The sequence below is a fragment of the Vreelandella neptunia genome, assembly GCF_034479615.1.
Taxonomy (GTDB): Bacteria; Pseudomonadota; Gammaproteobacteria; order Pseudomonadales; family Halomonadaceae; genus Vreelandella; species Vreelandella neptunia.
This window is the reverse complement of the sequence record NZ_CP140255.1, coordinates 1,631,867-1,658,274: the sequence shown is the minus strand read 5'-3', so window position 1 is coordinate 1,658,274 and position 26,408 is coordinate 1,631,867. Positions and strand designations below refer to the sequence as shown.

The window sequence follows — 26,408 nt, the reverse complement described above, 5'->3', positions numbered from 1 at the left end:
CATGTCGACAACGCTAACCGTCGCTGTTGTGCAGCAACCCGCGTGGCCAGACAAAGCCCAAAGCCTGTCAGCAAGCGAAGAAGGTATCCGTAGCGCCGCTACACAAGGCGCGCAGTTAGTACTGCTGCAAGAACTGCACGCCACCCACTACTTCTGCCAATTTGAAGACCCTGCCCTATTTGATCTGGCGGAGCCCCTCGACGGCCCGACCGGCCAACGTCTGGCGGCGCTCGCTAAAGAGCTGGACATTGTCCTGGTCGGCTCGCTATTTGAGCGCCGCGCGCCGGGGCTCTACCACAATACCGCCGTGGTCTATGACCGCGCCAAAGGTCGCGTCGGCCAGTATCGCAAGATGCACATTCCTGATGATCCTGGATTTTATGAGAAGTTTTACTTCACACCAGGTGATCATGACAGCGCTCGCGGAGAGGGCTTTACCCCGATCGAAACATCCGTGGGTCGCCTCGGCGTCTTGGTCTGCTGGGATCAGTGGTATCCCGAAGCCGCCCGGCTTATGGCGTTAGCCGGTGCCGATTTACTGCTCTACCCCACGGCAATCGGCTGGGATCCCAATGACGACGGTGAAGAAAAGAACCGCCAAAAAGATGCCTGGACAGTGATTCAGCGCGCCCACGGCGTGGCCAACGGTTTGCCTGTGCTAGTGGCCAATCGGGTTGGTTTTGAAGCGGATCACTCTGGAGTCGGCGATGGCATTCAGTTCTGGGGGGGTAGTTTTGTCTGTGGGCCGCAAGGTGAGCTATTGGCCCATGCGGGGGAAGCGACCGAGCAGTTAGTCGTTGAGCTTGATATGGCGCGCAGTGAAAATACCCGCCGTATCTGGCCTTACCTGCGCGATCGTCGTGTGGACGCTTATGGGGATCTGACTCGCCGCTACCGCGACTAGTAGGCTTGGCTTAGCTTTAGCTAAAAGATAAAAACAAAAAAAACGCCTGCCTTGGCTAAATGCCGAGGCAGGCGTTTTTCATTGCATAACGCTCTTTATGCGTTCTGGTTTAGTGTGTTATTTCCAGAAATCGCGGATCGAGGCAATCCCTTGAGCACCCACGGCACGGGCATGATTGGCATCAAAGCGCGTCATACCGCCCAGTGCGAATACTGGCATGCCTGCGCGCTCTACCAACTGCTGGAAATCATGCCAGCCGAGCGGGAATACTTCCGGGTGTGACGGCGTGGTGCGCAGCGGCGAAAGGCTAACAAAATCACAGCCTAACACCGCCGCCTGGGTCAGCTGCGTTTGATTGTGGGTCGATGCCGACAACCACTTGCTTTCGGCAATCGGACGACGCTCAAGCTGCATCAACCGCTCGCTGGTCAGATGAATGCCATCGGCGTCAATGTGATCAAGCAGCGTTGGCTCTCCATTGAGCAGCAGTCGCGCACCGTGCTCTCGACACAGAGTTAATGCACGCTGGGCACGGGCCAGATAAGCCGATTCATCCAACTGCTTGGCGCGCAGCTGTACCAGACGAATCTTGTCTTCACGCAGCGCGCGTTCCAAAAACGCATCGAAACGCGCCTCATCCAACTCTTCCCCGGTAATTAAATACTCGGTAGGCAACCTTACCGCTCGCAGAATCGGCAAATTAGCCGCTGGGAAGGGGTAGTTGGAGAGCTCACTCATGGGCACCCAGCGCACCGCCTGCCCTTCACGACCAAAGGGCTCGCCAGCAAACTCATGCACCTGCCATACATCGAGCAGGATATGCTTGTCGGGGTACTCATGGTGGACGCGAATCAACGGCTGAGCACAAACAATCTCAACGCCTAGCTCTTCGTGCAGCTCACGCTTTAACCCTTCAAGACCGGTTTCATAGGGAGCCAGTTTCCCGCCAGGAAACTCCCAAAGTCCGCCATGATCGACGTTCGATGGCCGACGAGCGATCAGTACTTGCTGTTGATCGGCGCTGATAATCGCTGCCGCTGCGACGTGAACCCGTCGTTTTACCTTTATGCTCATAGACTCATATACTCGTTACGTCTTTATCCACTGCGCGCACCAATGCTAAGGGCATCGGTGCTATCTCGCTGCGTGTGCCCACTACCCCTGCCAACCAACGCCCCGTATAGGGGGAGACTGACTAGCTGCGGTAATCCGCGTTAATAGACACATAGTCATGGGAGAGGTCGGAAGTCCATACCGTGGCACTTTCCTCGCCGCGCCCCAAGTTAATGCGAATGGTAATTTCTGACTGGGCCATGACGGCGCTGCCTGCCGCTTCGGTATAGCCTGCAGCACGCCCGCCATTTTCAACTAGACGTACATCGCCTAAATCAATCACCACACGGTTGACATCAAAGTCGCTTACAGGCGCTCGTCCTACCGCGGCCAAAATACGTCCCCAATTAGCATCTGAAGCGTAAAGCGCTGTTTTGACTAGCGGTGAATGCGCAACAGTAAAGGCCACGTCAAGCGCCTCTTGACGGCTTTTCGCCTCATCGACCTGAAGGGTTACGAATTTCGTCGCGCCCTCGCCGTCGCGAATAATCGCCTGCGCCAGTTCGGTCATTACTCGCTGCAAGGCGTTGCTGAAAACGGCTATTTGCTCATCATCGACGATGCTAGGACCAGTGCCGGTTGCCGCTAACATACAGGCGTCATTGGTGGAGGTATCGCTGTCCACCGTAATGCAGTTAAACGAGCGATCGACGGTTTCACGTAGCAGTCGATCCAGCAGCGGCGCTTCAATAGTTGCATCGGTCACCACAAAACCCAGCATGGTCGCCATATTGGGCTTGATCATGCCAGACCCTTTAGTGATGCCGTTAATCGTTACCTGCTGATTGCCTATTTCAACCGCGACACTGGCACCTTTGGCGCGAGTATCGGTGGTTAAAATGCCTTGACCCGCATGTTCCCAGGCAACGCTGTCGCTGGCCAGACTTTCAAGCGCCGGTGCCAATCCCGCAAGCAGACGCTCCATCGGCAGCGGCTCGCCAATGACGCCAGTTGAAAACGGCAGAACGTCCTGCTCAGATACACCGGCTTGTTTAGCCAGTTCTGCACAGCTAGCCCTTGCGTCACGCAAACCTGCTTCACCCGTACCTGCGTTAGCATTGCCAGTGTTGATTAGCCAAAAGCGAGGTGAACGGTTTTCTGCGCGGCACTGTTCTAGGTGTTGCTTGGCCACCAAAACGGGGGCTGCGCAGAACGCATTACGGGTAAAGACTCCTGACACCGTCGCGGTCTCGGGCAGTTCAATCACCACCACATCACGGCGATCTGGCTTCTTGATACCCGCCATTGCAACCCCCAGGCGCACCCCTTCTAGGGGTGGCAACTCTGGAAAGGGAGTGTTTCCAACCGCCATGATTTTCTCCTTAAGGCAAAGACCGTTTCACAGACCGTCTCAAAAACGGGCGCCGTTAGCTTAGTTTTCCACAGCACTGCTTATACTTTTTACCCGAGCCGCAAAAACAGGGGTCGTTGCGGCCCACTTTCGGGCCTTCCCGGCGCACAGGGCGACCATCGACACTAGGCGCCTCCTGCTCGGTTTCGGACTGCTCCTGGGCCGGAGCGTCATGACGGCTAGCCGCTGTGGCGGTTTCCCGGGCCAGCGCCTCGCGGCGCTGTTGCTCAAGAGCATCAACTTCCTCAGGCTGACGAACCTGCACGTGGCTCAGAATGCGCGTCACATCAGCTTTAATGTGCTCTAACAGATGCTGGAAGAGTTCAAAGGATTCACGTTTGTACTCTTGCTTGGGGTTTTTCTGAGCATAGCCACGCAGGTGGATACCGCGACGCAGATGATCCATCGACTGCAGGTGCTCTTTCCAACGTGTGTCTAGCACTTGCAGCATGACCTGCTTCTCAAAGCGACGAATCAACTTCTCGCCAGCCGCCTCGATCTTGGCTGCATAGGCTTCGCGGTGCATCGTCTGCAGCCGTTCACGCAGCTGCTCTTCACTAAAGCGATCATCCTCGGCGGCCCATTTAACCACCGGCGCGTCAAGGTTGAACTCCGTCTTCAGGTGGGCTTCCAAGCCGGGCAGATCCCACTGTTCGGGCAGGCTTTGGGGCGGCACGTAGTCGCTGATAGCCGTCTCCATCACCTCTTCGCGGATACCAATGACAGCATCAGCCACGTCGTCCGCGGCCAGAATCTCATTGCGCTGGTCGTAGATCACCCGGCGCTGATCGTTGGCAACGTCATCGTACTCAAGCAGCTGTTTACGAATATCGAAGTTACGCCCTTCGACTTTCTTCTGGGCACGCTCAACGGCGTTCGAGACCATCTTATGCTCAATCGCTTCGCCATGCTCAAGACCCAATGCCTGCATCAAGCGTTTGACGCGGTCAGAGCCAAACAGGCGCATCAGGCTATCTTCAAGCGACAAGAAGAACCGTGTCGAGCCAGGGTCGCCCTGACGCCCAGCACGGCCACGCAGCTGGTTGTCGATACGCCGGGACTCGTGGCGCTCAGAACCCACCACATGCAGGCCGCCAGCGGCGAGAACGCCATCGTGACGCGCTTGCCACTCGACTTTTAACGCTTCAACCTGCTCTTGACTGGGGTTTTGCAGCTTGGCAACTTCGGCTTCCCAGTTACCGCCTAGAACGATATCGGTGCCACGACCGGCCATATTGGTAGCGATCGTAATCGCCCCTGGGCGGCCTGCCTGAGCAATAATTTCGGCTTCACTCTGGTGCTGTTTGGCATTCAGTACGCTGAACGTCAAGCCCGCCTCGCGCATCAGCTTGGCAAGGTACTCGGATGTCTCAATAGACGCTGTACCCACCAGCACCGGACGCCCGGCTTCGGTCTCGGTTTTGACATCCTTGATGATCGCTTCGTACTTCTCCTCAGCGCTCAAATACACCAGATCGTTGAGGTCTTTACGGGCCAATGGACGGTTGGTGGGAATAACCACCACGTCAAGACCGTAAATTTGCCGAAACTCAAAGGCTTCAGTATCCGCCGTACCGGTCATTCCGGCGAGTTTTTCATACAGGCGGAAGTAGTTCTGGAACGTCGTTGAGGCGAGCGTCTGGCTTTCGCGCTGCACCGTGACGCCCTCTTTGGCCTCAACGGCCTGGTGTAAGCCTTCCGACCAGCGGCGCCCTGGCATAGAGCGACCGGTGTGCTCGTCGACGATCACCACCTGACCTTCAGAGACGATGTAGTCGACATCACGATGATAGAGATAGCGGGCGCGCAGCGCCGAGTGCATATGCTGAAGCAAGTTAAGGTTTTGCGCGGCATACAGCGACTCTTCGTCGCCTAATAAGCCTTCAGCGCGCATCAACTCTTCAACTTTATTATGTCCCTGCTCAGTTAACTCTACCTGCTTCTGCTTCTCATCGACCAAGAAGTCACCGACGACCGTGGCCTCCTCATCTTCAATTTCTTCGCCTTTTTCAAGCTGCTGGGCAAGTTGATTAACGACTTTATAGAGGTCGGTATTCTCATCTACCGCGCCGGAAATAATCAGTGGCGTACGCGCTTCATCGATAAGAATCGAGTCAACTTCATCGACAATCGCATAATGCAGGCCGCGCTGGACTTTATCTTCTAACGAGAACGCCATGTTATCGCGCAGATAATCGAAGCCGAACTCGTTGTTGGTGCCATAGGTAATATCGCACTGGTACGCGTGACGCTTCTCTTCGCCCGACTGACCGGAGAAAATGACGCCAATAGACAAGCCTAGGAACTCATACAGCGGACGCATCCATTCGGCATCACGGCGGGCCAAGTAGTCGTTCACCGTGACCACGTGTACCCCTTTACCCGGCAACGCATTCAGGTACACCGCCAGTGTCGCCACCAGGGTTTTACCCTCACCGGTCTTCATTTCAGCGATGCGGCCACGGTGCAGGGTCATGCCCCCTACCATCTGCACATCGAAGTGACGCATACCCATAACACGCTTACTGGCTTCTCGCACGATCGCAAAGGCGGGCGCTAACAGCGAATCAAGCGACTCGCCGGCTTCTAAGCGCTGGCGCAGCTCGGCGGTTTTGCCTTGCAGCTCAGAATCGCTAATTGCCTCAAGCTCTGTTTCCAAGGCGTTAATCTGCGGCACATTCTTGTGCATGCGTTTGACATCGCGGTCGTTTTTAGAACCCACGACTTTACGTAATAAATTATTAAGCATGAAATATCCAAATATTCACGAGCGTCCCAGCGGACGTTGCCCTTTCAGTACATGCTGCTTATCTGTGCAGCATGCACAAAGTAGATGTATTAACGACAGGCTTGGCTGGAAGGCGGGCCGCGCTGGGTCAAGACATCCCGCGCGGCAACCAGCACAGCCATCGGGGCTAGCCAGTGACATAGACGCCGTACAGGGGCAAAGCGCTGAGGGCTTTTCGCCCAACGTTGCAGGGCACGCCGTCGTTTGGCGACCCAGTGGGACTGCGCACGCAAAATCGCCGGCACCCAGAAACAGATAGTAACGCTACGCTCGCCACCACGGAATGCATCTGTAGGGCTTAAACTGGCGGGTAAAAGGCAGCTCACTAACAGGCCGGCCAGCCACCAACGCGCTAAACCGTAACGGCGCTGGCGCCGCGGCAAAGCTGATTGAACATCAAGCGTAGGTGACATGCTGTAGACCGGCTCCTGAGCGTGGTAAAGTTAACTAATCAGCCATCGGCGAAGGTGGCCGACGTCATTAGTCGTGGTGGTGCCTAAAACAGCAGCACCCTGGGAATTAAGCGTATGAGTATAAAGGTTAAGCGTTCGCACGCCCAGCCCATCGCCCGCTTGCTATCGAAGTCGAGCGATATTAATCAATTAATGCGGCTGTCTCGTCTCATCGATCAGGCCCAACGACACCTGCGCGCCCATTTGCCCGAAGAGATGCGGGAGCATATTTTTGTGGGGGGCTTTAGCGAAGGTCGTTTAACCCTGATTAGCGGCCAGGCGAGCTGGCTGACGTGGTTACGCTTTGAACAACGACGCCTATTAGAACTGCTCCATCAACTGCCCGGCTTTGAAGGGGTCAGCGGCTTTACCTTTAAGGTACGCCCTGTGCGTCCTCTTGTGGCACCCAAGCGTAACACGCGCAGTCTGTCGGCCGACGCAGGCAAAACCCTTTCCGAGTGCGCTGAGGACACCGCCGATCCAGCGCTAAAACGTGCCTTGGAACGGCTTGCATCTCATGCTCGGCCGACCAAGTAACATGGCTTACCAGCCAAATCGCCCTGCTCTTAAATGCATAAAGCACCGCCTAAGCGATGCTTTATAAACCAAAAAAGTAATAAAAAACGCTAATATTAAAAAGCGAAGCTAGCTAAATCACGCCATTGCAGGTGCGGCATAAGAGATCGGCGCAACCGCTTTTTCCTCTTCAAAGGTGACAATCTCATAGGCATCGGGCTGCGCCATCAATTCGCGGCAGAGCTGATTATTGAGAGCGTGCCCCGACTTTACCCCACGGAACTCGCCGATCAAGCTATAACCCAGCTGGTACAAGTCACCGATAGCATCCAATACTTTGTGCTTAACAAACTCATCTTCGTAACGCAGCCCGCCTTCATTAACGATGCGGTAATCATCCACCACAATGGCGTTATCTAAACTTCCGCCGAGCGCCAGATTATTAGAGCGCAAAAACTCTAAGTCGCGCATAAATCCGAAAGTACGTGCACGGGAAACTTCTTTAACGAAGGACGTAGTCGAGAAATCGATCAACGCGGTCTGCTTCTGCTGCTCAAAAACAGGATGATCAAAGTCAATTGCAAAGGAGACCTTGAACCCTTGATGGGGTAAGAAAACCGCTTCTTTATCGCCATCGGTCACCGCTACGCGGTGCTTGATACGAATAAATTTCTTTGCCGCATCCTGCTCCAAAATACCCGCCGACTGAATCAAAAACACAAATGGGCTCGCGCTACCATCCATAATAGGCACTTCAGGTTCGCTGACGTCCACATAGGCGTTATCGATACCCAGCCCAGCAAAGGCAGACATCAGATGCTCAACGGTGGCTACTTTAACCCCGTTTAAAACAAGAGCCGTGCATAGTTTGGTGTCTTCAACCAATTCTGCCCGGGCAGGAACGTGCACAACGGGATCCAAATCGGTTCTGACAAACACAATCCCAGTATTGGCCGGCGCCGGACGCAGAGCTAGGTGGACTTTTTTGCCAGAATGCAGGCCCACTCCTGTGGCGCGAATGACGTTTTGTAGGGTGCGTTGTCTGATCATGGATAGTAGCCGAGCTCTAATGACGGTAATAACCGCAGGGGAAAAGTTATCAAACAGTGTTCACTTTAACAGCAAACGAGCGTTTTAGCCAATAAAACGCTCGCTCGTTGTTGCAATGAGCCTGGTATCGAGAATCAATCCGCCTGGCGGCGTAGAAACGCGGGTATGTCCAGATAGTCATCCGCTTCGGAAGCGCGGCGCTTTTCAGGACGCGGTTTTGCAGTCGCTTCGGGTGCTTCAGCGCGAGCAGTTGCCTGCTGACGCATCACCGTAGGCTGCTGCAATTTGCGGTAATCGGATGACTCCGCAGCTGACCGGCGGGCAGGCTCACGCGCGGCCGCCTTTGGTTTTTGCCCATCCAAGCCAGCAGCGACAACGGTGACACGTAGCTCGTCGGACATTTCCATATCAATGGAGGTGCCGACGACGATGGTGGCATCCGGAGACGCAAACTCCTGAACGGTAGCGCCCACATCGTTGAACTCGCCGATCGATAAATCGGGGCCCGCAGTGATGTTGACCAAGATACCGCGCGCGCCGTGAAGATCGATATCTTCCAGCAGCGGGCTGCGGATCGCTTTCTCGGCGGCTTCGCGAGCACGATTTTCGCCCGTGGCACCACCGGTACCCATCATCGCCATGCCCATTTCAGACATAACGGTGCGCACATCAGCAAAGTCGACGTTGATGATACCCGGGCTGGTGATCAGCTCTGCGATACCCTGAACAGCGCCCAGCAGCACATCGTTCGCTGCACTGAAGGCCGTCAGTAACGTGGCATTCTTGCCCAGCACGGAAAGCAGTTTTTCATTGGGGATAGTGATCAACGAATCAACGTGCTCGGAGAGCTCTTTCATACCCTCTTCAGCAGCGCGCATACGCTTTGGCCCTTCAAAGGGGAAGGGGCGCGTCACTACCGCAACGGTGAGGATCCCCAGTTCTTTGGCGACCTGTGCAACAACTGGAGCGCCTCCGGTCCCCGTACCACCGCCCATACCGGCAGTGATGAAGACCATATCAGCACCGACCAGCAATTCCGCAATGCGTTCGCGGTCTTCCATTGCCGCCTGACGACCCACGTCGGGATTGGCACCTGCGCCTAATCCCTTAGTGATTTCGCTACCCAATTGCAATACCGTCTTCGCTGCACAGCGTTTCAGCGCCTGGGCGTCCGTGTTGGCGCAGATAAACTCAACGCCTTCAATATTGCTTTCGACCATGTGGTTAACAGCGTTGCCGCCACCGCCGCCAACGCCAACCACTTTGATGACCGCACTGCTCGAGGGTGCGTTATCTACCAATTCGAACATAAGCCCCGTCTCCTGAACCGCGCTTGCGGCCCTGTCAGAAATTTCCTTTGAACCAGCCTTTAATTCTTGCCAGCGCCGAATGGTCTTCCTTGATATCACGCCGGGCAAGCTCGTTGCGTCCCTTATGGGCTGCAACCACTCCCCCGTGGCTTCTTAGACCTTGCCCATGACGCGTTTCCTGCAAGGCATAATGCAGCAGACCAACGCCCGTCGCATAAATGGGGTTACAAACGACGTCCGCCAAACCTCTCACATTCTGCGGACATGCGATACGAACGGGCATATGGAAAATCTCTTCTGCCAATTCGCTAACCCCTTCCATACGCGAGGTACCGCCGGTGAGCACTATCCCAGCAGCCACCATGTCTTCATAGCCACTACGGCGCAATTCGTCTCTCACTAGCGTAAATAGCTCTTCGTAGCGAGGCTCTACCACTTCAGCGAGCGCTTGACGCGATAGATCACGCGCTGGACGATCACCTACGCTAGGTACTTTAATCATTTCATCGCTGGCGGCTAAATGGGTTAGCGCGCAAGCGTATTTAACTTTGATCTCTTCAGCGTGCTGCGTGGGTGTTCGCAACGCCATGGCGATATCGTTAGTGACTTGATCCCCGGCAATAGGAATCACCGCCGTATGGCGTATGGCGCCTTCGCTGAAAATAGCCATATCAGTGGTTCCGCCACCAATATCGACCATACAGACGCCCAGTTCACGCTCATCTTCAGTCAGCACGGCCATACTTGAGGCGAGCTGCTCTAAGATAATAGCATCAACTTCAAGACCGCAGCGGCGCACACACTTCTCAATATTTTGCACCGCGTTTAATGCAGCTGTCACTAAGTGAACCTGCGCTTCCAAGCGCACACCGGACATGCCAAGCGGCTCACGAATGCCACCCTGGGCATCAATCGAGAATTCTTGAGGCAGCACATGCAGCACTCGCTGGCCTTCTGAAATAGCGCGCGCCCTTGCGGAGTCAATCACCCTTTCAATATCGGAGGGCGTTACCTCACGCTCTTTTATGGCTACAACGCCGTCCGAGTTCATTGAACTAATGTGGCTGCCTGCCACGCCAACGTATACCGAGTGAATATCACAACCGGCCATTAATTCTGCTTCTTCAACGGCGCGCTGAATAGACTGTACCGTTGATTCAATATTGATTACCACGCCACGCTTCATACCACGCGAAGGATGCGAACCAATACCTGCAATTTCAATTCCGCCATCATCGGTAGGTTGACCGACTATCGCGACGACCTTGGACGTTCCAATGTCCAGCCCGACCACCATATTGGATGCGTTGGGTGAGCCTGCCATGAGTCGGGAAATCTCCTTGCGTCATTGTTAAAAGTAAATATAAATAGGGCTGCGCTTAAACCAACGCTTAACATTGAAAGCGTGCTACCCAAAATACTCAGTGCTGTTTTTCAGACAATCGCTAACTGCCAATAGTCGAAATTAAAAACTATTTAACCCGCACCCAGCCCATAGTATAGAAACAATAGTCGCAATACGACTAGTACATACCCACAATAATAGGCTTGGGAAGCAATTTAAAGCCGATTATTGGCCTTTTCAACGATGGCAACCACTCACTTTTACACCTTATTTGCATAAAGTAATAGGAGTGTTACTCATCTTGCACAGCAAATTCACTTTCTCCATGCCACGCAACGGCAACACCATTAGGGTAGCGCAGATCAATATAGCGAATCTGATCCCCAAGAGACGACAACTCCCGTTGCCATGAAGCCGACAACCTTGCCAAGCGTACTTCATGCTGACGCCGGCCTAACATCACCCAAGCACCATCGTTTAATTGCAGCCGCCAGGCACCACGCGGCTCTAAACGAAGTTGAGTAAGGCTCAACGATAACTGTTCAAAGTGAAGTTTTAACCGATGGTAATAGTCCAACACTTCTTCACTGCTGCCAGCAGGGCCAGCGAGATCGGGCAAGCCGGCGGGTGGTGATAATGGCGCAAAAGCGAATGGCTCGCCTTCAGGGTTCAGCAAGAAGTCATCATTCCAGCGTGCGACAGGCTGCTGCTCAACCAGCTCAAACACCAGCGCATTCGGCCACTCACGGGAAATGCGCACTTCATTCAACCAGCCCACCTGTAGAGCACGGTCGCGCAATTCACCCAAATCTGCTGACAGCCAAGTAGCATCGACGACCAGTGGCGCCAACTGAGTACGCAGGTAGTCGGCGCTTACGTACTCCCATTCACCGCGAATAGATACCCGCTCAATCGGACGATCTAGCCACAGCCAAAGCGCCCGTCCGCCAGCGCCCATAAGTAGCGCCAGCAGTAGAATTCCCAACCAAGCGTTACGCCTTTTCATAAGGCACTTTTAAAAAGGCGCTTTTAAATAAGTTGTTACTCATGCTGTAAACTGCTCGCCTGCGGTGTTGAGTATTTGCAGCACTAGATCATCAAAGCCAATGCCCGCATGAGCCGCCGCTTGAGGAACCAAACTATGATCGGTCATACCAGGCACCGTGTTGACCTCCAGTAGCCAAAAACGCCCTTCACTATCACGCATGACATCAACCCGACCCCACCCTGCGCCACCAATAGCGGCAAACGCCTGCTGGCAGAGCAATGCAAGCTCAGCCTCATGCTGTGCCGACAAGCCACAGGGCAAATGGTACTGGGTAGTATTAGCGATATATTTGGCTTCGTAGTCGTAGAAACCGCCAGGCACTTCAACACGAATCGCCGGTAACACCCGATCACCTAGCAGCGCAACGGTATACTCTTCACCCACCACAAAACGCTCCGCCATCACGCGGGCGTCGAACTGGGCGGCCTCATGATAGGCCGCCTCAAGCGCGGCCTGATTTTTAACGATGCTAATACCCAGCGTCGAGCCCTCATGCACAGGCTTCACAATCAACGGCAAGCCAAGTTGCTCGACCACCGTTGACCACTCCGACGTTGCCTCTAACATAATACTTTCAGGGGTGGGTAGCCCAACCGCACTCCACACCTGCTTGGTGCGCTGCTTATCCATGCCCAGGGCCGAAGCAAGCACCCCACTGCCGGTATAGCGAATGTCGAGCAGCTCTAGCGCCCCCTGTAGCGTGCCGTCCTCCCCACCGCGGCCATGCAGAGCCACAAACACCAGGGAGGGAGCAAGTTGCTCCAACCCTACTAGGCCTTTGTCACGGGGATCATAGCCGCAGGCATTGACACCTTTGCGTTGTAGCGCCTCAAGCACCGCCGCACCGCTTTTCAGCGATACCTCGCGTTCAGCGGAGGTGCCACCGTAAACGACAACGACTTTTTCAAGAGACTGGGGGGTTGCTATGTCAACACTCACAGATCCACCTCGCTCATCGCTAACTGTGCCTGGGCCAAGCGAAGGGAAATCCCCCCCACATCACCAGCACCCTGGGTTATTAAAATATCACCTGGGCGCAATACGTTGGTTAACAGCGCAGGTAGTTCGTGTTTATGTTCGACAAATAGTGGGTCGACGTCACCACGTTGACGAATAGAACCCGCCAAGGTTCTTCCTTCGGCACCAGGAATAACCGCTTCACCGGCACTGTATACATCGAGCAGCACCAGCGTATCGACTTGAGAAAGCACCCTGACAAAATCTTCGTATAAGTCGCGGGTACGGCTGTAACGATGGGGCTGATAAAGCATAACCAGGCGACGATCCGGCCATCCGGCGCGAATCGCCTGAATGACCATGTCAACTTCACGGGGATGGTGGCCATAATCATCCACCAGCATGATGTCATCCCCCCCTTGAGGTGCCGGGAAATGACCATGCACCTGGAAACGTCGACCAACCCCAGCAAAACCTGCCAGACCGCTTAGAATAGCGCTATCACTCACGCCCGAATCGGTAGCCACTACAATCGCCGCCATGGCGTTTAAAGCATTGTGGCGACCCGGCATGGCCAAGCGGACATCTAACGGCGCAGCGCCACCAGGGCGTAGCGCAGTGAACGACACTTCACCACCACGCTGGGCAAAATCAACAATCCGGTAATCGGCATCGCTATCAAACCCATAGGTCACGAACTGCCGCTTCACCTGCTCACAAAGCACGCGCACATGGGGGTCATCGATACATAGCACAGCCAAGCCATAAAACGGCAAGTTGTGTAGAAATTCGATAAAGGTGCTTTTTAACCGCTCAAAGTCGCCCCCATAGGTTGCCATATGGTCAGCATCGATATTGGTGACAATCGATACCATCGGCTGTAAGTGCAAAAAGGAGGCGTCCGACTCATCGGCTTCGGCAACCAAGTAATCGCCCTCGCCTAAGCGTGCATTAGCACCGGCACTGGTTAATTTCCCGCCAATCACAAAAGTGGGATCAAGCCCTCCTTCGGCCAGCAGGGTTGCCGTTAAGCTGGTCGTGGTGGTTTTGCCATGGGTGCCGGCTACGGCGATGCCGTGACGAAAACGCATTAGCTCAGCGAGCATTTCAGCCCGACGTACCACCGGTACACGATGCTCATGGGCCCAGCGTATCTCTGGATTGGTTTCATCAATGGCACTGGACACCACCACCACATCAGCGCCTTCCACATTGGCTTCCGCATGACCGATCGCCACATTGACCCCACATTGACGTAATCGCTCCACCACCGAGGAGGTTTTCACATCACTGCCGCTAACGGTGTAGCCCTGATTGGCCAGCACCTCCGCAATACCGCACATCCCTGCGCCACCAATGCCGACAAAATGGAGTCGCCGAATTCGGCGCATGCCGGGGCCAGCGGCAGAACGTGAGGGTGTCATGGTTTTGTCTGAATCGATCACGCAGAGTCTCCTAACGGCACCATCGCCAAACACCCTTCAGCCAAGCGCTTCGTGGCGTCTAAATGGGCGGCCTGGCGCGCATTCGCCGCCATCGCAGCCAGGGTGTTCGGGACGAGCAATTGATTTAAAAATTCACTTAACCGCTCAACGGTGAGCTCAGACTGAACCACACACTTTGCCGCTCCCGCTTTGACTAGCACCTGGGCGTTGATCCGCTGATGGTCATCAACTGCAAAGGGGAAAGGCACTAGCAGCGCAGGCTTGGCCGCAGCTGCCAACTCCGCGACAGTCAGGGCACCTGAGCGACACACCACTAAGTCGGCCCACTCGTAGGCAGCGGCCATATCGTCAATAAAAGGGCAAACCTCGGCACTCACGCCGTGCTGCTGATAATTTTCAGCAGTGGTTTTTTCACGGTCTTTACCCGCCTGATGGCGCACCTGGGGTCGCCGATCAATGGGCAGAGCTGCCAACGCAGGGGCCAAGCGCTCGTTAAGGGCGACAGCGCCGAGCGAGCCTCCAACCACCAGCAAACGCAGAGGCCTTGCAGAGAGGCTCTCCGCATCTCTTGGCATGTTCCCTAAAGCAGCGATATCGTCACGCACTGGGTTGCCAATGACGTCGGCACGCGCCCCAAAAGCCTCGGGGAAAGCGGCATAGGTACGCTTGGCAAGCCGCGACAGCACGCGATTGGTCAGGCCAGCCACGGCGTTCTGCTCATGGATTACTAAAGGAACGCGCGTCAGCCAAGCGGCTAACCCGCCAGGACCACTGGCAAAGCCACCCAAGCCGACCACCACATGAGGCTTGAAATCGCGAATAACCGCACGCGCCTGCAGTACCGCACGGCTAAGGTTTAGCGGTGCTTTTAGCCAGCCCGTCAAGCCATTGCCGCGCAGCCCGCTAACCGCAATTGTATGTAATTTAATCCCCGCTTCAGGCACCAAGCGGTTTTCAATTCCTCTAGGGCTACCCAACCACTCAACGTCGACCTGGTGTTCCTGCAAAGCGTTGGCGAGTGACAAGGCTGGGAACACGTGGCCGCCGGTGCCCCCCGCCATAATCAGTACTCGTCGGCTAACGTTAGTCGTCACATCAAACTCCTGATAACACCAAGCGGCATAGCGTTACGATAAACGCGGTTCATGGCGGGATTTATACGGTGTGGAAGCGCGCCGAGGCCGATGACGTGTTTCAGCATCCGTGCGCAGCAGTAGCCCTACCATTATGCCTGTCACTAGCAGGCTAGAGCCGCCATAGCTCATTAGCGGCAGCGTTAACCCTTTAGTCGGCAACAGCCCGGAACTTACCGCCATGTTAATAAACGCCTGGGCGGCTACGACAAAGCCGATACCATAGCTTACATAAGCGCCAAATAGATGCCCTGCCAGCTCAGCTTTGCGCCCTATCCACATAGCGCGGGCAATCAATAGAGTGAACAACAGCACGACGATAATCGCGCCGATCATGCCCAGCTCTTCAGCAATCACCGCAAATATAAAGTCGGTATGCGCCTCGGGCAGATAGTGTAATTTTTGCACACTGTTACCCAGGCCGGTGCCCGTTACATGGCCCCGACCGAAGGCGATTAATGCTTGGGTTAACTGGTAGCCGGTCGCAAACTGATCGGCCCAGGGGTCTAAAAAACTGGTCCACCGGGCCAGCCGATAGGGTTCGATCAACACCATGACAACCGCCCCGGAGCCGAGCAGCAGTCCGCTTCCAACCAGCAGCACCAGCGAGGCACCGCACATCATCAGCATGCCAATCACGCAGACGGTAAAGACCACCATCCCGCCGAAATCAGGTGCTAAAAATAGCAGCCCAACCGGTACGGCCAGCACAGCCAGAGGGCGCCACATGCTGAACGCTCGGCGACGCAGATCGTAGGTAAAACGCGACATAAACGCCGCCATATAGAAAATTAGCCCGACTTTGGCAAATTCAGAGACCTGTAAACTTGGCAAGGGCCCCGGCAACGCTATCCAGCGCTTACTACCATTGATCTCCTGACCAATAATCAGCACCAAAACCAATAGAAAAATAGTGGCGAGCAGAATCAGCGCTGCGTTTTGGCGCCACACTTCAAGCGGCACGCAGAGCATAAATACGCAGGCCAGGATGGCCAGCACCAGGAAAACGCCGTGCTGACGTGAGTAGTGATAGGTATCTTCCAGCAAGCCAATCGACGCTGAGCTAACCATGACCCAGCCCAACCCCGCCAAGGCAACCGCTGCTACGATGAGCCATACATCGCAGGGGAGATCACGAGTGGTAAGCACCGTGCGTAGACGCTGAAGTCGACTCATGGCGCCCCCCCCGTGGAAGGCAGTGCCCGTTGCTGCACCCAGCGGCGGAATACATCGCCGCGCTGCTGATAGTTAACAAACTGATCCAGACTCGCGCAAGCGGGCGATAGCAACACGCAGTCGCCCGGCTGGGCAAGCTCAAAGGCTGCCTCCATCGCCTGGGTTAAATTCTCCACCTGCTGAATGCTGACGTATTCAATCAAGGCGTCAGCTAGCCGCGGGGCATCTAAACCAAATAGCAGTACGTGCCGCGCGCACTTCGACAGCGGCTCAGCTAAAGGGGAAAAATCAGCCCCCTTACCTACCCCACCCGCCAACAGAATCAAACGACCTTCCAGCGTAGCGCCAATGCCATTAATGGCCGCCAAGGTAGCACCCACATTGGTACCCTTGGTGTCATTGACCCAGGTAACGCCATTAATCTGCGCAATGACTTCACTACGGTGTTCTAAACCTTTAAATTCCCGTAGCGCGCTGCACATGGGCTCAGCCGCAAAGCCCAGCGCCTGCCCCATGGCCAGTGCCGCCAAAGCATTGAGGTAATTGTGCTGGCCGGCCATTTTTAACTCATCAATAGCCAACCAAGGGGTGGAGCCCTGCATTAACGTCAATTTGCTCTGGTGATACGCCAGCCCCCACTCGTTCCCCTTTGGGGCTGTTTGCGTAAAGTAAGTCACTTGGTCAACGGGATATTCAGGCCACGTGTTAGTATCATCGGCATTCGCCACGGCCTGCTCGGCACCCATAAAAATACGCTGTTTCGCAGCGCGATAACCGTGCATATCACCATGACGATCCAGGTGGTCTTCGGACAAGTTCAGAAAGGCAGCACAGCTGGCGCCCAGGTAGGGCGTCATTTCAAGCTGAAAGCTTGAAAGCTCTAAGATATACAGCGCGGCATCGGGATGGCTGGCCAACAGATCCAACGCGGGGGTACCAAGATTCCCTCCCACCGCTGCATTAATACCAGCAGCAGCGGCCATCTCTCCTAGCAACGAAGTGACCGTAGACTTGGCGTTGGATCCGGTGATAGCAGCAATGGGGGCGTTAGCAGCACGTACAAACAGAGCAATTTCGCCCACTACCATCGGGTCGCCTGTACGCGGGTTTTGCTGATCCGCAAGCTCTTTCAAGCCCGGCATTCTCGGATCAAGCCCAGGGCTAATCACCACCTCTTCAACATCACGCAGATCCAGCGACGATAACGGGCCGCAGTGAATGTCGACCCCCGGGTGAGCGGCTTTAAAGTCATCCAATCCCGGAGGTTCGGCACGCGTATCCGCTACCATGTAGGGCACTTTTAAGCGGCTTAAATGGCGGCATATCGCTCGACCCGACAGGCCTAGCCCAACAACTAGCGTTAAACCTTTAGCAACTCGAACCATCACCGGCCCCCTCTCGCCTAGTGCTCTCAACCCGTCATTCCACTCTTGGCCATTTGCATTAACGAAATTTCATTAACGAACCTTGAGCGTTGCGAGGCCGAGCAGCACCAGTACCACGGTAATGATCCAAAAACGCACGATTACCCGCGGCTCAGGCCAACCTTTCAATTCATAGTGGTGATGCAATGGCGCCATGCGGAAGATGCGTCGCCCGGTGAGCTTATAGGATCCCACCTGAAGAATGACCGACACCGTCTCCATGACAAAAATACCGCCCATAATAAACAGCACGATCTCCTGACGCACGATCACTGCCACCACGCCTAACGCAGCTCCTAATGCCAAAGCGCCTACGTCACCCATAAAGACCTGGGCGGGGTAAGTGTTGAACCATAAAAAGCCGAGCCCGGCACCAGCAATGGTGGCACAAAAAACCGCCAGCTCGCCGGTGCCCGCAATAAACGGAATATGCAGGTAGTCAGCAAACAGAGTATTACCGCTGGCATAAGCAAACACTGATAAGCCCATGGCCACCAGTACCGTAGGCATAATCGCCAAGCCATCGAGACCATCGGTTAAATTAACCGCATTGGAGCTGCCCACAATCACGAAGTAGGTAAGCACGATGTAGAACAGGCCCAGCGGCAGCGCAACCTCTTTAAACATTGGCACTAACAAGCTGGTTTCTACCGGCGTTGAGGCGGTCAAATAGAGCAGCACTGCCGCCCCAAGCCCCACCACCGACTGCCAGAAATACTTCCAGCGGGCGGGTAGGCCACGGGGGTTTTTTTCCACTACTTTGCGGTAATCATCGACCCAGCCGATGGCACCAAAGCCCAGCGTGACACCTAACACCACCCAAATATAGAGATTGGTTAAGTCACCCCATAACAAGGTACTCATGGCGATGGCCAACAAAATCATTGCCCCACCCATGGTCGGGGTGCCCGCCTTGGAAAGATGGGACTGTGGGCCATCGTCACGCACGGATTGACCAATTTGCCCTTCTACCAGCTTGCGGATCATCCATGGCCCTAGCCACAAGCAGAGCATTAACGAAGTGAGAGCGCCTAAAATCACGCGCAGGGTTAAATAATTGACTACCTGAAAATCAGATTGGTACTGCGACAGAAAATTCGCCAAGTGAAGTAACATGAACGGCGTTTACCTTATTTATCCGAACGCAGTGCATTAATGACATGTTCCATGCCCGCACTGCGCGATCCTTTCACCAGTAAAGTGGTGTCCGGCGGCAAAGTATTAGTGACATGGCGCGTTAGCGCCTCGTGATCGTTAAAATGCAGCCCACGACCAAAGGCCTCACTGGCAGCGCGTGCGGCGTCGCCCAGTGTCAACAGCTCATCAATGCCAAGCTCAGCGGCGTAGCGTCCAATATCCGCGTGCAGCGCTGCCGCCTCGTCCCCTAGCTCGCCCATCGCCCCTAATGCACACCAGCGTGGGGTTGGGAAACTGGCCAGGGTATCCAGGGCCGCTTTGACCGCCCCCGGGTTGGCATTGTATGTGTCATCCAGCAGCTTGGCACCCCGCAAACCGGACACCACGGTTAGCCTACCCGCTAGCGCTTGCAGCGACTCCAAGCGCTCAATGATCTGCTCTGGAGGCACGCCTAGCGCTAATGCCGCAGCGGCGGCAGCTAAGGCATTGCTGACATTGTGCTTACCGAGTAGCGGCAAACGCACTTGGCCCAGCGCCTGACCATGCTGCAGTAGCGTGAAAGCATACCGCCCTTGAGGATCACAGGAAAGTTCTGAGGCGCTGACATCTGCCTGAGGGTGAAAGCCAAAGCTAACCACTCGCCTTGGGGCCGCACGCGACGCCCAAAAGGCGTAATAGTGATCATCGCGGTTCAATATGGCCGACCCCTGTTCGCTTAGCCCGGCGAGCAGTTCACTTTTCGCCTGGGCGATCTGCCCCATGCCGCCAAATTCGCCCACATGGGCGCCGGTGACATTGGTGATAATCGCAATATCGGGCTGTGCCAGCGCTGCCGTCCAGGCAATTTCACCTAGATGATTAGCACCTAGCTCTACCACCGCAGCTTTATGCTGTTGGCGCAATCGCAATAAGGTCAGCGGCGCGCCGAAATCGTTGTTTAGATTGCCTTCGGTCGCTAACACCTCGCCCAAGGGCGTCAGCAGTGCCGCACACATCTCTTTAACCGTGGTTTTACCGCTATTACCGGTTACCGCTACCAAGGGGCCGTGCCATGCGCACCGATGAGCACCGGCTAACAGTCCCAGGGCTAAGCGAGTATCGGGGCACACCAATTGGGGTAAATCACTGGCAACAGGCGCCTCGACCAACGCCGCCGCTGCGCCAAGCGCGTGGGCTCGCTCGACAAAATCGTGACCGTCAAAACTGACGCCTTTTAAGGCAACAAACAGGCAGCCAGGCTCAATTTTGCGGCTATCGGTAACAACCGAATGAATGGTTAACTGAGCGCTGTCTGAGGGCGCTTCGATACACAGCGCCGCAGCCACTTGACTAAGAGCCCAGTGCATTACTGCGATCTCCGCTGGACAAAGGCGCGCTGAATCTCTTCGCTATCGGTATAAGGATGGCGCACCCCTTGTATCTCCTGATACGCCTCGTGCCCTTTTCCTGCGATCAGTACCACATCCTTAGCACTAGCTTGTTGAATAGCGGCTGCCACGGCCTCGCGGCGATCAGCGACTTCAATCGGTTGCGCAGCCGCTGAGAATCCGCTCATGATCTGCTCACGGATTTGCGTGGCAGATTCATTTCGCGGGTTATCGTCGGTGACCACGACGTGATCCGCCAACTGCTCGGCGGCCCTGGCCATTTCAGCACGTTTACCCGTATCGCGCTCACCGCCACAACCAAAGACGCACCATAGTTCACCCGCATCGCCCAAGTGAGCACGGAGCGCTTGTAGGGCACTTTTCAAGGCATCCGGTGTGTGGGCGTAATCCACCACAACGCTTGGGGCGCCAATATCACCATACAGCTCCATACGCCCGGGCACAGGCGTAAGCGACGTCGCTGCATCAAACAGCGCATCGAGGGATTCGCCTAATCCGTACAGCACGGCCATCGCCAGCAGGACGTTATCTAAATTAAAGCGTCCCATTAACGATAAGCGCAGCATTTTCTCGCCGTCGGGGGTCGCAATCATTGCCTGCTGCCCCTGCTCAAACGCCTGCCAGTCAAGCACACGAAACGTAACGGCCTCATCTTGCCCGGTAGCTAGCACACGTACGCGGCTACTAATACCAGCCAGCATTAAGCGCGCCAAGGGGTCATCCCCATTCACTACCGCCAAAGTTAGCTCAGAGCGGCGAAACAGCTTGGCTTTCGAGGCCGCGTAGGCGGCCATGCTGCCGTGGTAATCCAAATGGTCGCGGGTAAGATTGGTAAACACACTCACGCTAACGTTGACCGCGTCCAATCTGTATTGATCCAGAGCGTGGGAAGAGGCTTCGAGGGCAACGCGCTTCACCCCCTGTTGGGCCAACTCACCCAGCGTCGCCTGCAGCGCCAAGGGGCCAGGCGTGGTTAAGCCACTATCGCTCAATTCTCCTGGGCGCCCCACGCCTAAGGTGCCGACAAGGCCCGCCGGGGTTCCCAACGCCTCGCTGAGGGCAGCAATATAGTGAGTGACAGAACTTTTGCCATTGGTGCCGGTCACCGCAATGACTTCCAGGTCGCTGGGCACTTTATACAGTGCCCGCCCTAGCTCGCCTAATCGGGATGACAAATGAGGCAGCTTCAGCACCCGCCCCTCAAGCTGCACATCGCCGTGAGTCCCCTGCGCTAAAACAAGCGAAGCCCCAGCCTCAAGGGCTTGCTCGATGAAATCACGCCCGTCACGCTGGCTGCCAGGCACGGCCACAAAAATGTCGCCCTTGGCGAGCTTGCGCGAGTTCATTTCCATGCGCACCTGATCCGGCAGCTTGGGCAGGTCAGTGGGCAGCGGTGACTTGGGCCATACTTTCGCGAGCGACGTTAATACTTCGCCTGGACTCAGCGTCATGCCATCTCCTTAAAAAAACTACTCCGCCTCATGATCCGGCGGAACGTCCAGCAAGCGTAAAGCATTCCCCGTCACACTGGAAAAAACCGGAGCGGCAACAGCGCCGCCGTAAAATTCGCCTGCTTTGGGGTGATCAATCATTACCACTGTGACAATACGTGGGTCAGAAATAGGTGCAATACCGGCAAAGACGCTGCGGTATGCATCGGTGGTGTAGCCCTGCTGGCCTATTTTACGCACCGTGCCTGTTTTCCCTCCGACGCGATAGCCCTCGACGCGAGCTCGCCGCCCGCCAGTATAGGCCGCAACGGAAGTTTCCAGTATCCGCAATAGGTCATTGGCAACCGAGGGCTCTATCGCAGGAACGCCTTGGGGTGGTTCAGAAAGGCGTAGCAGTGAGGGTGTTAAACGCACGCCATCATTGGCTAGCGCCGTGTAGGCACTCGCCAGTTGCACCGCTGACACAGACAAGCCGTAACCGTAGGAGAGCGTCGCCCGCTCGCTGCGCGACCAGCGCACCGGTGCTGGTAAGCTACCAGTAGATTCGCCAGGAAAACCGGTTCCTGGTGCCTGCCCCAGCCCTAACTGATTATACTTTTCCCAAATCGCCGTATCGCTCAACCGCAGCGCTAGTCGAGACATCCCCACATTCGAAGAATGTTCCAGAATGCCAGCTAAATCCAGCTCGCCATAATTACGGAAATCGCGAATGGTGAACTGATCCAACCGCATCCAACCGGGGGACGTATCAACCACAGCGTTGCGATCTACCACGCCACTCTCTAACACCGCAGCCATAGCTAGCGGTTTCATCACCGAACCGGGTTCAAATACATCAACCAACGCCTGGTTACGTAAACCACGCGGATCAAGCCCTGCTCGATTGTTAGGGTTGTAGGAGGGCAAATTAGCCATAGCCAACACCTCTCCCGTGCGGGCATCCATCATCACCAGCACGCCGCCATCAGCCTCATTCTCAGCCACCGCTGCGCGCAGTTCCCGATAAGCCATATATTGAATGCGCTGATCAATAGAGAGGGTCAGTTCACCACCCGGCTGGGCTTCGTCAATAACCCCCAGCTCGCGAACCAGGCGCCCGCGGCGATCCTTAATGACCCGCCGCTGACCTGGCCGCCCCGCTAGGTAATGCTGATAAGATAGCTCCAAGCCTTCCTGACCAACATCGTCAACGTTGGTTACCCCCAGCAGTTGGGCGGCCACCTCACCAGCGGGGTAATAACGCTTATATTCGCGCTGCGGATACACGCCAGGCGTACGCAGATTAAGAATCTGCTGGGCCGCCGCGGGCGTCATCTGGCGACGCAAATACATGAACTCATGCTCGCTAAAGCGCGCTACCCGAGCCTCGAAGTCACCCAGCGACATGCCTAGCGCCTGGGCCAGCATTACCCGTTGTATAGCATCTTCAGGAAGTTCTTGTGGATTGGCCCAAAGAGTCACCACCGGCGTGGAAATCGCCAATGGTTCACCATTGCGGTCTGTAATCATGCCGCGGTGGGCAGGGATTGTTTCGTGGCGAAGAGTACGTGCGTCACCCTGACTTTGTAGAAAAGGGCGGTCAATAACCTGCAGCAAGGTAATCCGACCAATCAAAATAACCGATGCCAAGCCAATCGCCAGCAGAATAAACATGAACCGCCCGCCGCCGAGCGGAGGGGCAATCGGCGCCTGACGCGAGGTGCCACCTCGACGTTCGCTTCTCATGGTCGAATCACCTCAACATCATGGACATCGGGGATCCGCATACCCAAGCGCTCGGTGGCAATTTGTTCAATACGTGCAGGCGTTGACCATGCACCCTCTTCGAGTAGCAGTTGCCCCCACTCCGTTTGCAGCTGGTTCTCTTCTTGCTCCAACTGCTGCAACTGAGCAAATTGAACCCGCGTCATATGAGTAGTGACGACCACACCCAGCCCAGAGGCTATGCAGAGTAAAAAGAGTAGCGTAATAGCTACCGGCCAGGCGCGCAGACGCAGCTTGAAAGGCCATTCGGTGCGTAGCGTGGTTGCCCACTGCTCAATCCGATCCATGCTCATGACGACATTTACATCCGTTTGCGTGCAGCCCGCATGACGGCACTACGTGCGCGGGGATTGGCATCCACTTCCTCCTCGCTCGGCCGCACACCTTTGCCGAGCGCTTCAAGACGCCGATTCAATTGATCGTCGCGAATCGGCACCCCTCGCGGCAAGTCGGTATCGCCGCGGACATGGTGGCGAATAAAGCGTTTCACGCGACGATCTTCCAACGAGTGAAAGCTGATAACCACTAAGTGGCCACCGGGCGCCAGCGCCTCTAGCGCGGCGTCTAATGCGCTGTCTAACTGCTCAAGCTCGCCGTTGACGAAAATACGCAGCCCTTGAAACGCTTTCGTGGCAGGGTGGCGCCCTTTTTCCCAGGCGGGGTGGGCTACTTTCAACACCTCGGCCAGATCCACCGTATGGGTAAACGGCTTCTCAACCCGACGAGTGACCACGGCGCGGGCCAAACGCTTGGCATAGCGCTCTTCGCCATAGGTTTTAAACACGTAGGCAATATCTGCTTCACTGGCCCGGGCCAGAAAATCAGCCACACTTTGCCCTTGGGTAGGATCCATACGCATATCCAGCGGGCCGTCGCGCATAAAGCTGAAGCCGCGCTCGGGGTCATCTAGTTGAGGAGATGACACGCCAACATCGAGTAACACACCGGAAAGCTTGCCAAATACGCCCTGTTCACGGGCAAACTCGGCTAGCTGTGCAAATTCTCGCTGGGCGATCTGGAAGCGTGAATCGTCAATTTCAGCGGCCGCGGCAATCGCTTGGGGATCGCGATCCATCGCAAGCAGTTGGCCCTGGTCATCCAGACGATCAAGGATCAATCGTGAGTGGCCGCCTCTCCCGAAGGTGCCATCTAAATAGACGCCTCGTGCATCGTGCACCAGGGCATCGACAGCACCTTCCAGTAGTACGCTGGTATGGCGAAAGCAGTTAGCAACCTGTTCAGCGTCAGGAGAAGGCATGTTTTACTCACACAAAATGATAGTGACAGCGTAATAAAGAGCGTGCGGACACGCTCTGGTACGTTAAGTGGGGGAGTCGGCCGATAAGCCGGGTTCTGTCGTGGACAGCCATTCCTCTAGGCGCTGCGTTACCACAGCGCTCAAGCAACCTACCCGGATCCAGCGCGGGCCACGCCATTGGATCCCTATTTGGTCTTGCTCCGAGTGGGGTTTACCATGCCGCGCACTGTTACCAGGCGCGCGGTGCGCTCTTACCGCACCCTTTCACCCTTACCGGCCCCAGAGGTTTATTTCAGGGGCTTAGGCGGTCTACTCTCTGCTGCACTTTCCGTCGGCTCGCGCCGCCCAGGCGTTACCTGGCACTCTGCCCTATGGAGCCCGGACTTTCCTCCCCCAACACCTTTTGAGGGGTATTAGCGGCGACTGTCTGGCCAACTCCGGCGGCAAGCATACCAGCGCCCTCGACTTGCCTCAATGCTCACCTTTAATTGCTTGCAAACGTGCGTACCAGACTTGCTTGCGGCCACCTAGCATTCGCGCGGCAATCGCAGCGCCCTGCTTCACGCCAACCCCCTCTGCCAGCAGCGCCTCCAGCAAGGCGTCCGCTGATATATCCTGGCGCTCACTCTGCTCAACCGGCGGAGCCCCGGCAACAATGACCACAAATTCGCCGCGTGCTTGATTAGGATCAGCGGTCAACTGCGCCAATAGCGACGCAGGGGTACCGTGCAGAAACGTTTCGAAGGTTTTGGTTAGCTCACGCGCCAATACCACATCGCGATCCGCCATTTGCTCCTGCAGCGCCTCAAGAGTGTGCACGATACGGTGAGGAGATTCATAAAACACCAGCGTCTCTTCGCGGGTTTTCCAACTCTCCAATGCTTGGCGCCTTGCGCCCGGCTTAGCAGGCAGAAAACCGGCAAATACAAAGCGGTCTGTTGGCAGGCCCGCCCCTGACAGCGCAGTAATCAGGGCACAGGGGCCGGGAATTGGCACAATATGGCGATTGCGTGCCCGCAACTCACGTACCAGCACAAAGCCGGGATCGCTAATCAACGGTGTTCCGGCGTCACTGATCAGGGCAATATCTTCACCTGCAGCGAGATAGCTATCCAAAGTATCCACCCGGCGCGCTTCGTTGTGCTCGTGCAAAGAGAGCATTGGCTTGTTTAGTCCCAAGTGCGCCAACAGGCGCCCACTGTGGCGGGTATCTTCAGCCGCAATACGCGAAACTTGTCCTAACACCCGAGCGGCACGCGCGGTTAAGTCATCCAAATTCCCAATTGGCGTGGCAACCACGTACAATGTGCCCGGATTATCGTCTGTCATTGTTGACTCTCAATTCGTTGATGGCTTGCCCTGCTGGTGCGCTATGCTTGTGCAGTGGCTTGGTCAATC

At 55.7% G+C, this 26,408-nt stretch carries 22 protein-coding genes and 1 other RNA gene; 2 read left to right on the top strand and 21 right to left on the bottom strand.

All coding sequences use genetic code 11. The features are described 5' to 3' along the window. Position 1 precedes the first annotated feature (1 nt). Entirely contained in the window at positions 2-904 is a 903-nt protein-coding gene (locus SR894_RS07575; RefSeq protein ID WP_133730487.1) for a carbon-nitrogen hydrolase, read from the top strand. A gap of 117 nt (positions 905-1,021) precedes the next feature. Here SR894_RS07575 and SR894_RS07570 read toward each other — a convergent pair whose 3' ends face one another. The 4 genes from SR894_RS07570 to SR894_RS07555 form a co-directional block, all read right to left on the bottom strand. Beyond that, positions 1,022-1,978 carry a Nudix family hydrolase gene (locus SR894_RS07570; RefSeq protein WP_133730486.1) on the bottom strand — a complete coding sequence of 319 codons (957 nt, stop codon included), beginning with the start codon at positions 1,976-1,978 and terminating at the stop codon, positions 1,022-1,024. Positions 1,979-2,099: 121 nt separating this feature from the next. Next, positions 2,100-3,329, bottom strand: coding sequence for a bifunctional glutamate N-acetyltransferase/amino-acid acetyltransferase ArgJ (argJ, locus tag SR894_RS07565; protein WP_133730485.1), 1,230 nt, complete (start codon positions 3,327-3,329; stop codon positions 2,100-2,102). A 55-nt stretch (positions 3,330-3,384) separates the two neighbouring features. Continuing rightward, entirely contained in the window at positions 3,385-6,117 is a 2,733-nt protein-coding gene (gene secA, locus SR894_RS07560; RefSeq protein ID WP_133730484.1) for a preprotein translocase subunit SecA, read from the bottom strand. Positions 6,118-6,206: 89 nt separating this feature from the next. Then, positions 6,207-6,569 (bottom strand): hypothetical protein, encoded by a 363-nt coding sequence (locus tag SR894_RS07555; RefSeq protein ID WP_133730483.1) that lies wholly within the window; start codon positions 6,567-6,569, stop codon positions 6,207-6,209. Between the two features lie 114 nt (positions 6,570-6,683). Here SR894_RS07555 and SR894_RS07550 point away from each other — a divergent pair, with 114 nt between their 5' ends. After that, on the top strand, positions 6,684-7,145 hold the full coding sequence (locus SR894_RS07550) for a DUF721 domain-containing protein (RefSeq protein ID WP_133730482.1): 462 nt from the start codon (positions 6,684-6,686) through the stop codon (positions 7,143-7,145). 117 nt (positions 7,146-7,262) lie between these two features. Here the strand turns inward: SR894_RS07550 and lpxC are convergent, their stop codons facing one another. From lpxC to rsmI, 17 genes are all read right to left on the bottom strand, one after another. Beyond that, the gene (gene lpxC, locus SR894_RS07545) at positions 7,263-8,174 is read right to left on the bottom strand and encodes a UDP-3-O-acyl-N-acetylglucosamine deacetylase (RefSeq protein WP_133730481.1); all 912 of its coding nucleotides are present in this window, start codon (positions 8,172-8,174) and stop codon (positions 7,263-7,265) included. Between the two features lie 134 nt (positions 8,175-8,308). Then, positions 8,309-9,484, bottom strand: a complete 1,176-nt coding sequence (gene ftsZ / locus SR894_RS07540) for a cell division protein FtsZ (protein ID WP_133730480.1) — start codon at positions 9,482-9,484, stop codon at positions 8,309-8,311. Between the two features lie 34 nt (positions 9,485-9,518). Beyond that, positions 9,519-10,808 (bottom strand): cell division protein FtsA, encoded by a 1,290-nt coding sequence (ftsA, locus tag SR894_RS07535; protein WP_022523899.1) that lies wholly within the window; start codon positions 10,806-10,808, stop codon positions 9,519-9,521. Between the two features lie 313 nt (positions 10,809-11,121). Then, on the bottom strand, positions 11,122-11,835 hold the full coding sequence (locus SR894_RS07530; protein ID WP_133730479.1) for a cell division protein FtsQ/DivIB: 714 nt from the start codon (positions 11,833-11,835) through the stop codon (positions 11,122-11,124). A 39-nt stretch (positions 11,836-11,874) separates the two neighbouring features. Further along, positions 11,875-12,816 (bottom strand): D-alanine--D-alanine ligase, encoded by a 942-nt coding sequence (locus SR894_RS07525; protein WP_133730478.1) that lies wholly within the window; start codon positions 12,814-12,816, stop codon positions 11,875-11,877. Continuing rightward, positions 12,813-14,258, bottom strand: a complete 1,446-nt coding sequence (gene murC / locus SR894_RS07520) for a UDP-N-acetylmuramate--L-alanine ligase (protein WP_133730717.1) — start codon at positions 14,256-14,258, stop codon at positions 12,813-12,815. The genes SR894_RS07525 and murC overlap by 4 nt, the downstream gene beginning before the upstream one ends. Positions 14,259-14,275: 17 nt before the next feature. Further along, positions 14,276-15,373 (bottom strand): undecaprenyldiphospho-muramoylpentapeptide beta-N-acetylglucosaminyltransferase, encoded by a 1,098-nt coding sequence (gene murG / locus SR894_RS07515; protein ID WP_133730477.1) that lies wholly within the window; start codon positions 15,371-15,373, stop codon positions 14,276-14,278. 33 nt (positions 15,374-15,406) lie between these two features. Beyond that, the gene (ftsW, locus tag SR894_RS07510; RefSeq protein WP_133730476.1) at positions 15,407-16,588 is read right to left on the bottom strand and encodes a putative lipid II flippase FtsW; all 1,182 of its coding nucleotides are present in this window, start codon (positions 16,586-16,588) and stop codon (positions 15,407-15,409) included. Next, on the bottom strand, positions 16,585-17,973 hold the full coding sequence (murD, locus tag SR894_RS07505) for a UDP-N-acetylmuramoyl-L-alanine--D-glutamate ligase (protein ID WP_133730475.1): 1,389 nt from the start codon (positions 17,971-17,973) through the stop codon (positions 16,585-16,587). Before murD ends, ftsW begins: the two co-directional genes overlap by 4 nt. A 72-nt stretch (positions 17,974-18,045) precedes the next feature. After that, a complete protein-coding gene (mraY, locus tag SR894_RS07500) occupies positions 18,046-19,128 on the bottom strand; it encodes a phospho-N-acetylmuramoyl-pentapeptide-transferase (RefSeq protein WP_133730474.1) in 1,083 nt (360 codons plus the stop codon). Positions 19,129-19,142: 14 nt separating this feature from the next. Next, on the bottom strand, positions 19,143-20,495 hold the full coding sequence (locus SR894_RS07495) for a UDP-N-acetylmuramoyl-tripeptide--D-alanyl-D-alanine ligase (RefSeq protein ID WP_133730473.1): 1,353 nt from the start codon (positions 20,493-20,495) through the stop codon (positions 19,143-19,145). Then, complete coding sequence (locus tag SR894_RS07490; RefSeq protein ID WP_133730472.1) at positions 20,495-21,988, bottom strand: UDP-N-acetylmuramoyl-L-alanyl-D-glutamate--2,6-diaminopimelate ligase; 1,494 nt, start codon at positions 21,986-21,988, stop codon at positions 20,495-20,497. Before SR894_RS07490 ends, SR894_RS07495 begins: the two co-directional genes overlap by 1 nt. A gap of 18 nt (positions 21,989-22,006) precedes the next feature. Continuing rightward, positions 22,007-23,713, bottom strand: coding sequence for a peptidoglycan D,D-transpeptidase FtsI family protein (locus SR894_RS07485; RefSeq protein WP_133730471.1), 1,707 nt, complete (start codon positions 23,711-23,713; stop codon positions 22,007-22,009). Beyond that, positions 23,710-24,045 carry a cell division protein FtsL gene (gene ftsL, locus SR894_RS07480; protein ID WP_133730470.1) on the bottom strand — a complete coding sequence of 112 codons (336 nt, stop codon included), beginning with the start codon at positions 24,043-24,045 and terminating at the stop codon, positions 23,710-23,712. The genes SR894_RS07485 and ftsL overlap by 4 nt, the downstream gene beginning before the upstream one ends. 8 nt (positions 24,046-24,053) lie before the next feature. Further along, positions 24,054-25,010: a 16S rRNA (cytosine(1402)-N(4))-methyltransferase RsmH gene (gene rsmH, locus SR894_RS07475; RefSeq protein ID WP_133730469.1), complete on the bottom strand. Its 957-nt coding sequence runs from the start codon at positions 25,008-25,010 to the stop codon at positions 24,054-24,056. A gap of 68 nt (positions 25,011-25,078) precedes the next feature. Continuing rightward, an RNA gene (gene rnpB, locus SR894_RS07470) (RNase P RNA component class A) lies at positions 25,079-25,449 on the bottom strand. Between the two features lie 32 nt (positions 25,450-25,481). After that, complete coding sequence (gene rsmI, locus SR894_RS07465; protein ID WP_133730468.1) at positions 25,482-26,339, bottom strand: 16S rRNA (cytidine(1402)-2'-O)-methyltransferase; 858 nt, start codon at positions 26,337-26,339, stop codon at positions 25,482-25,484. Positions 26,340-26,408 lie beyond the last annotated feature (69 nt).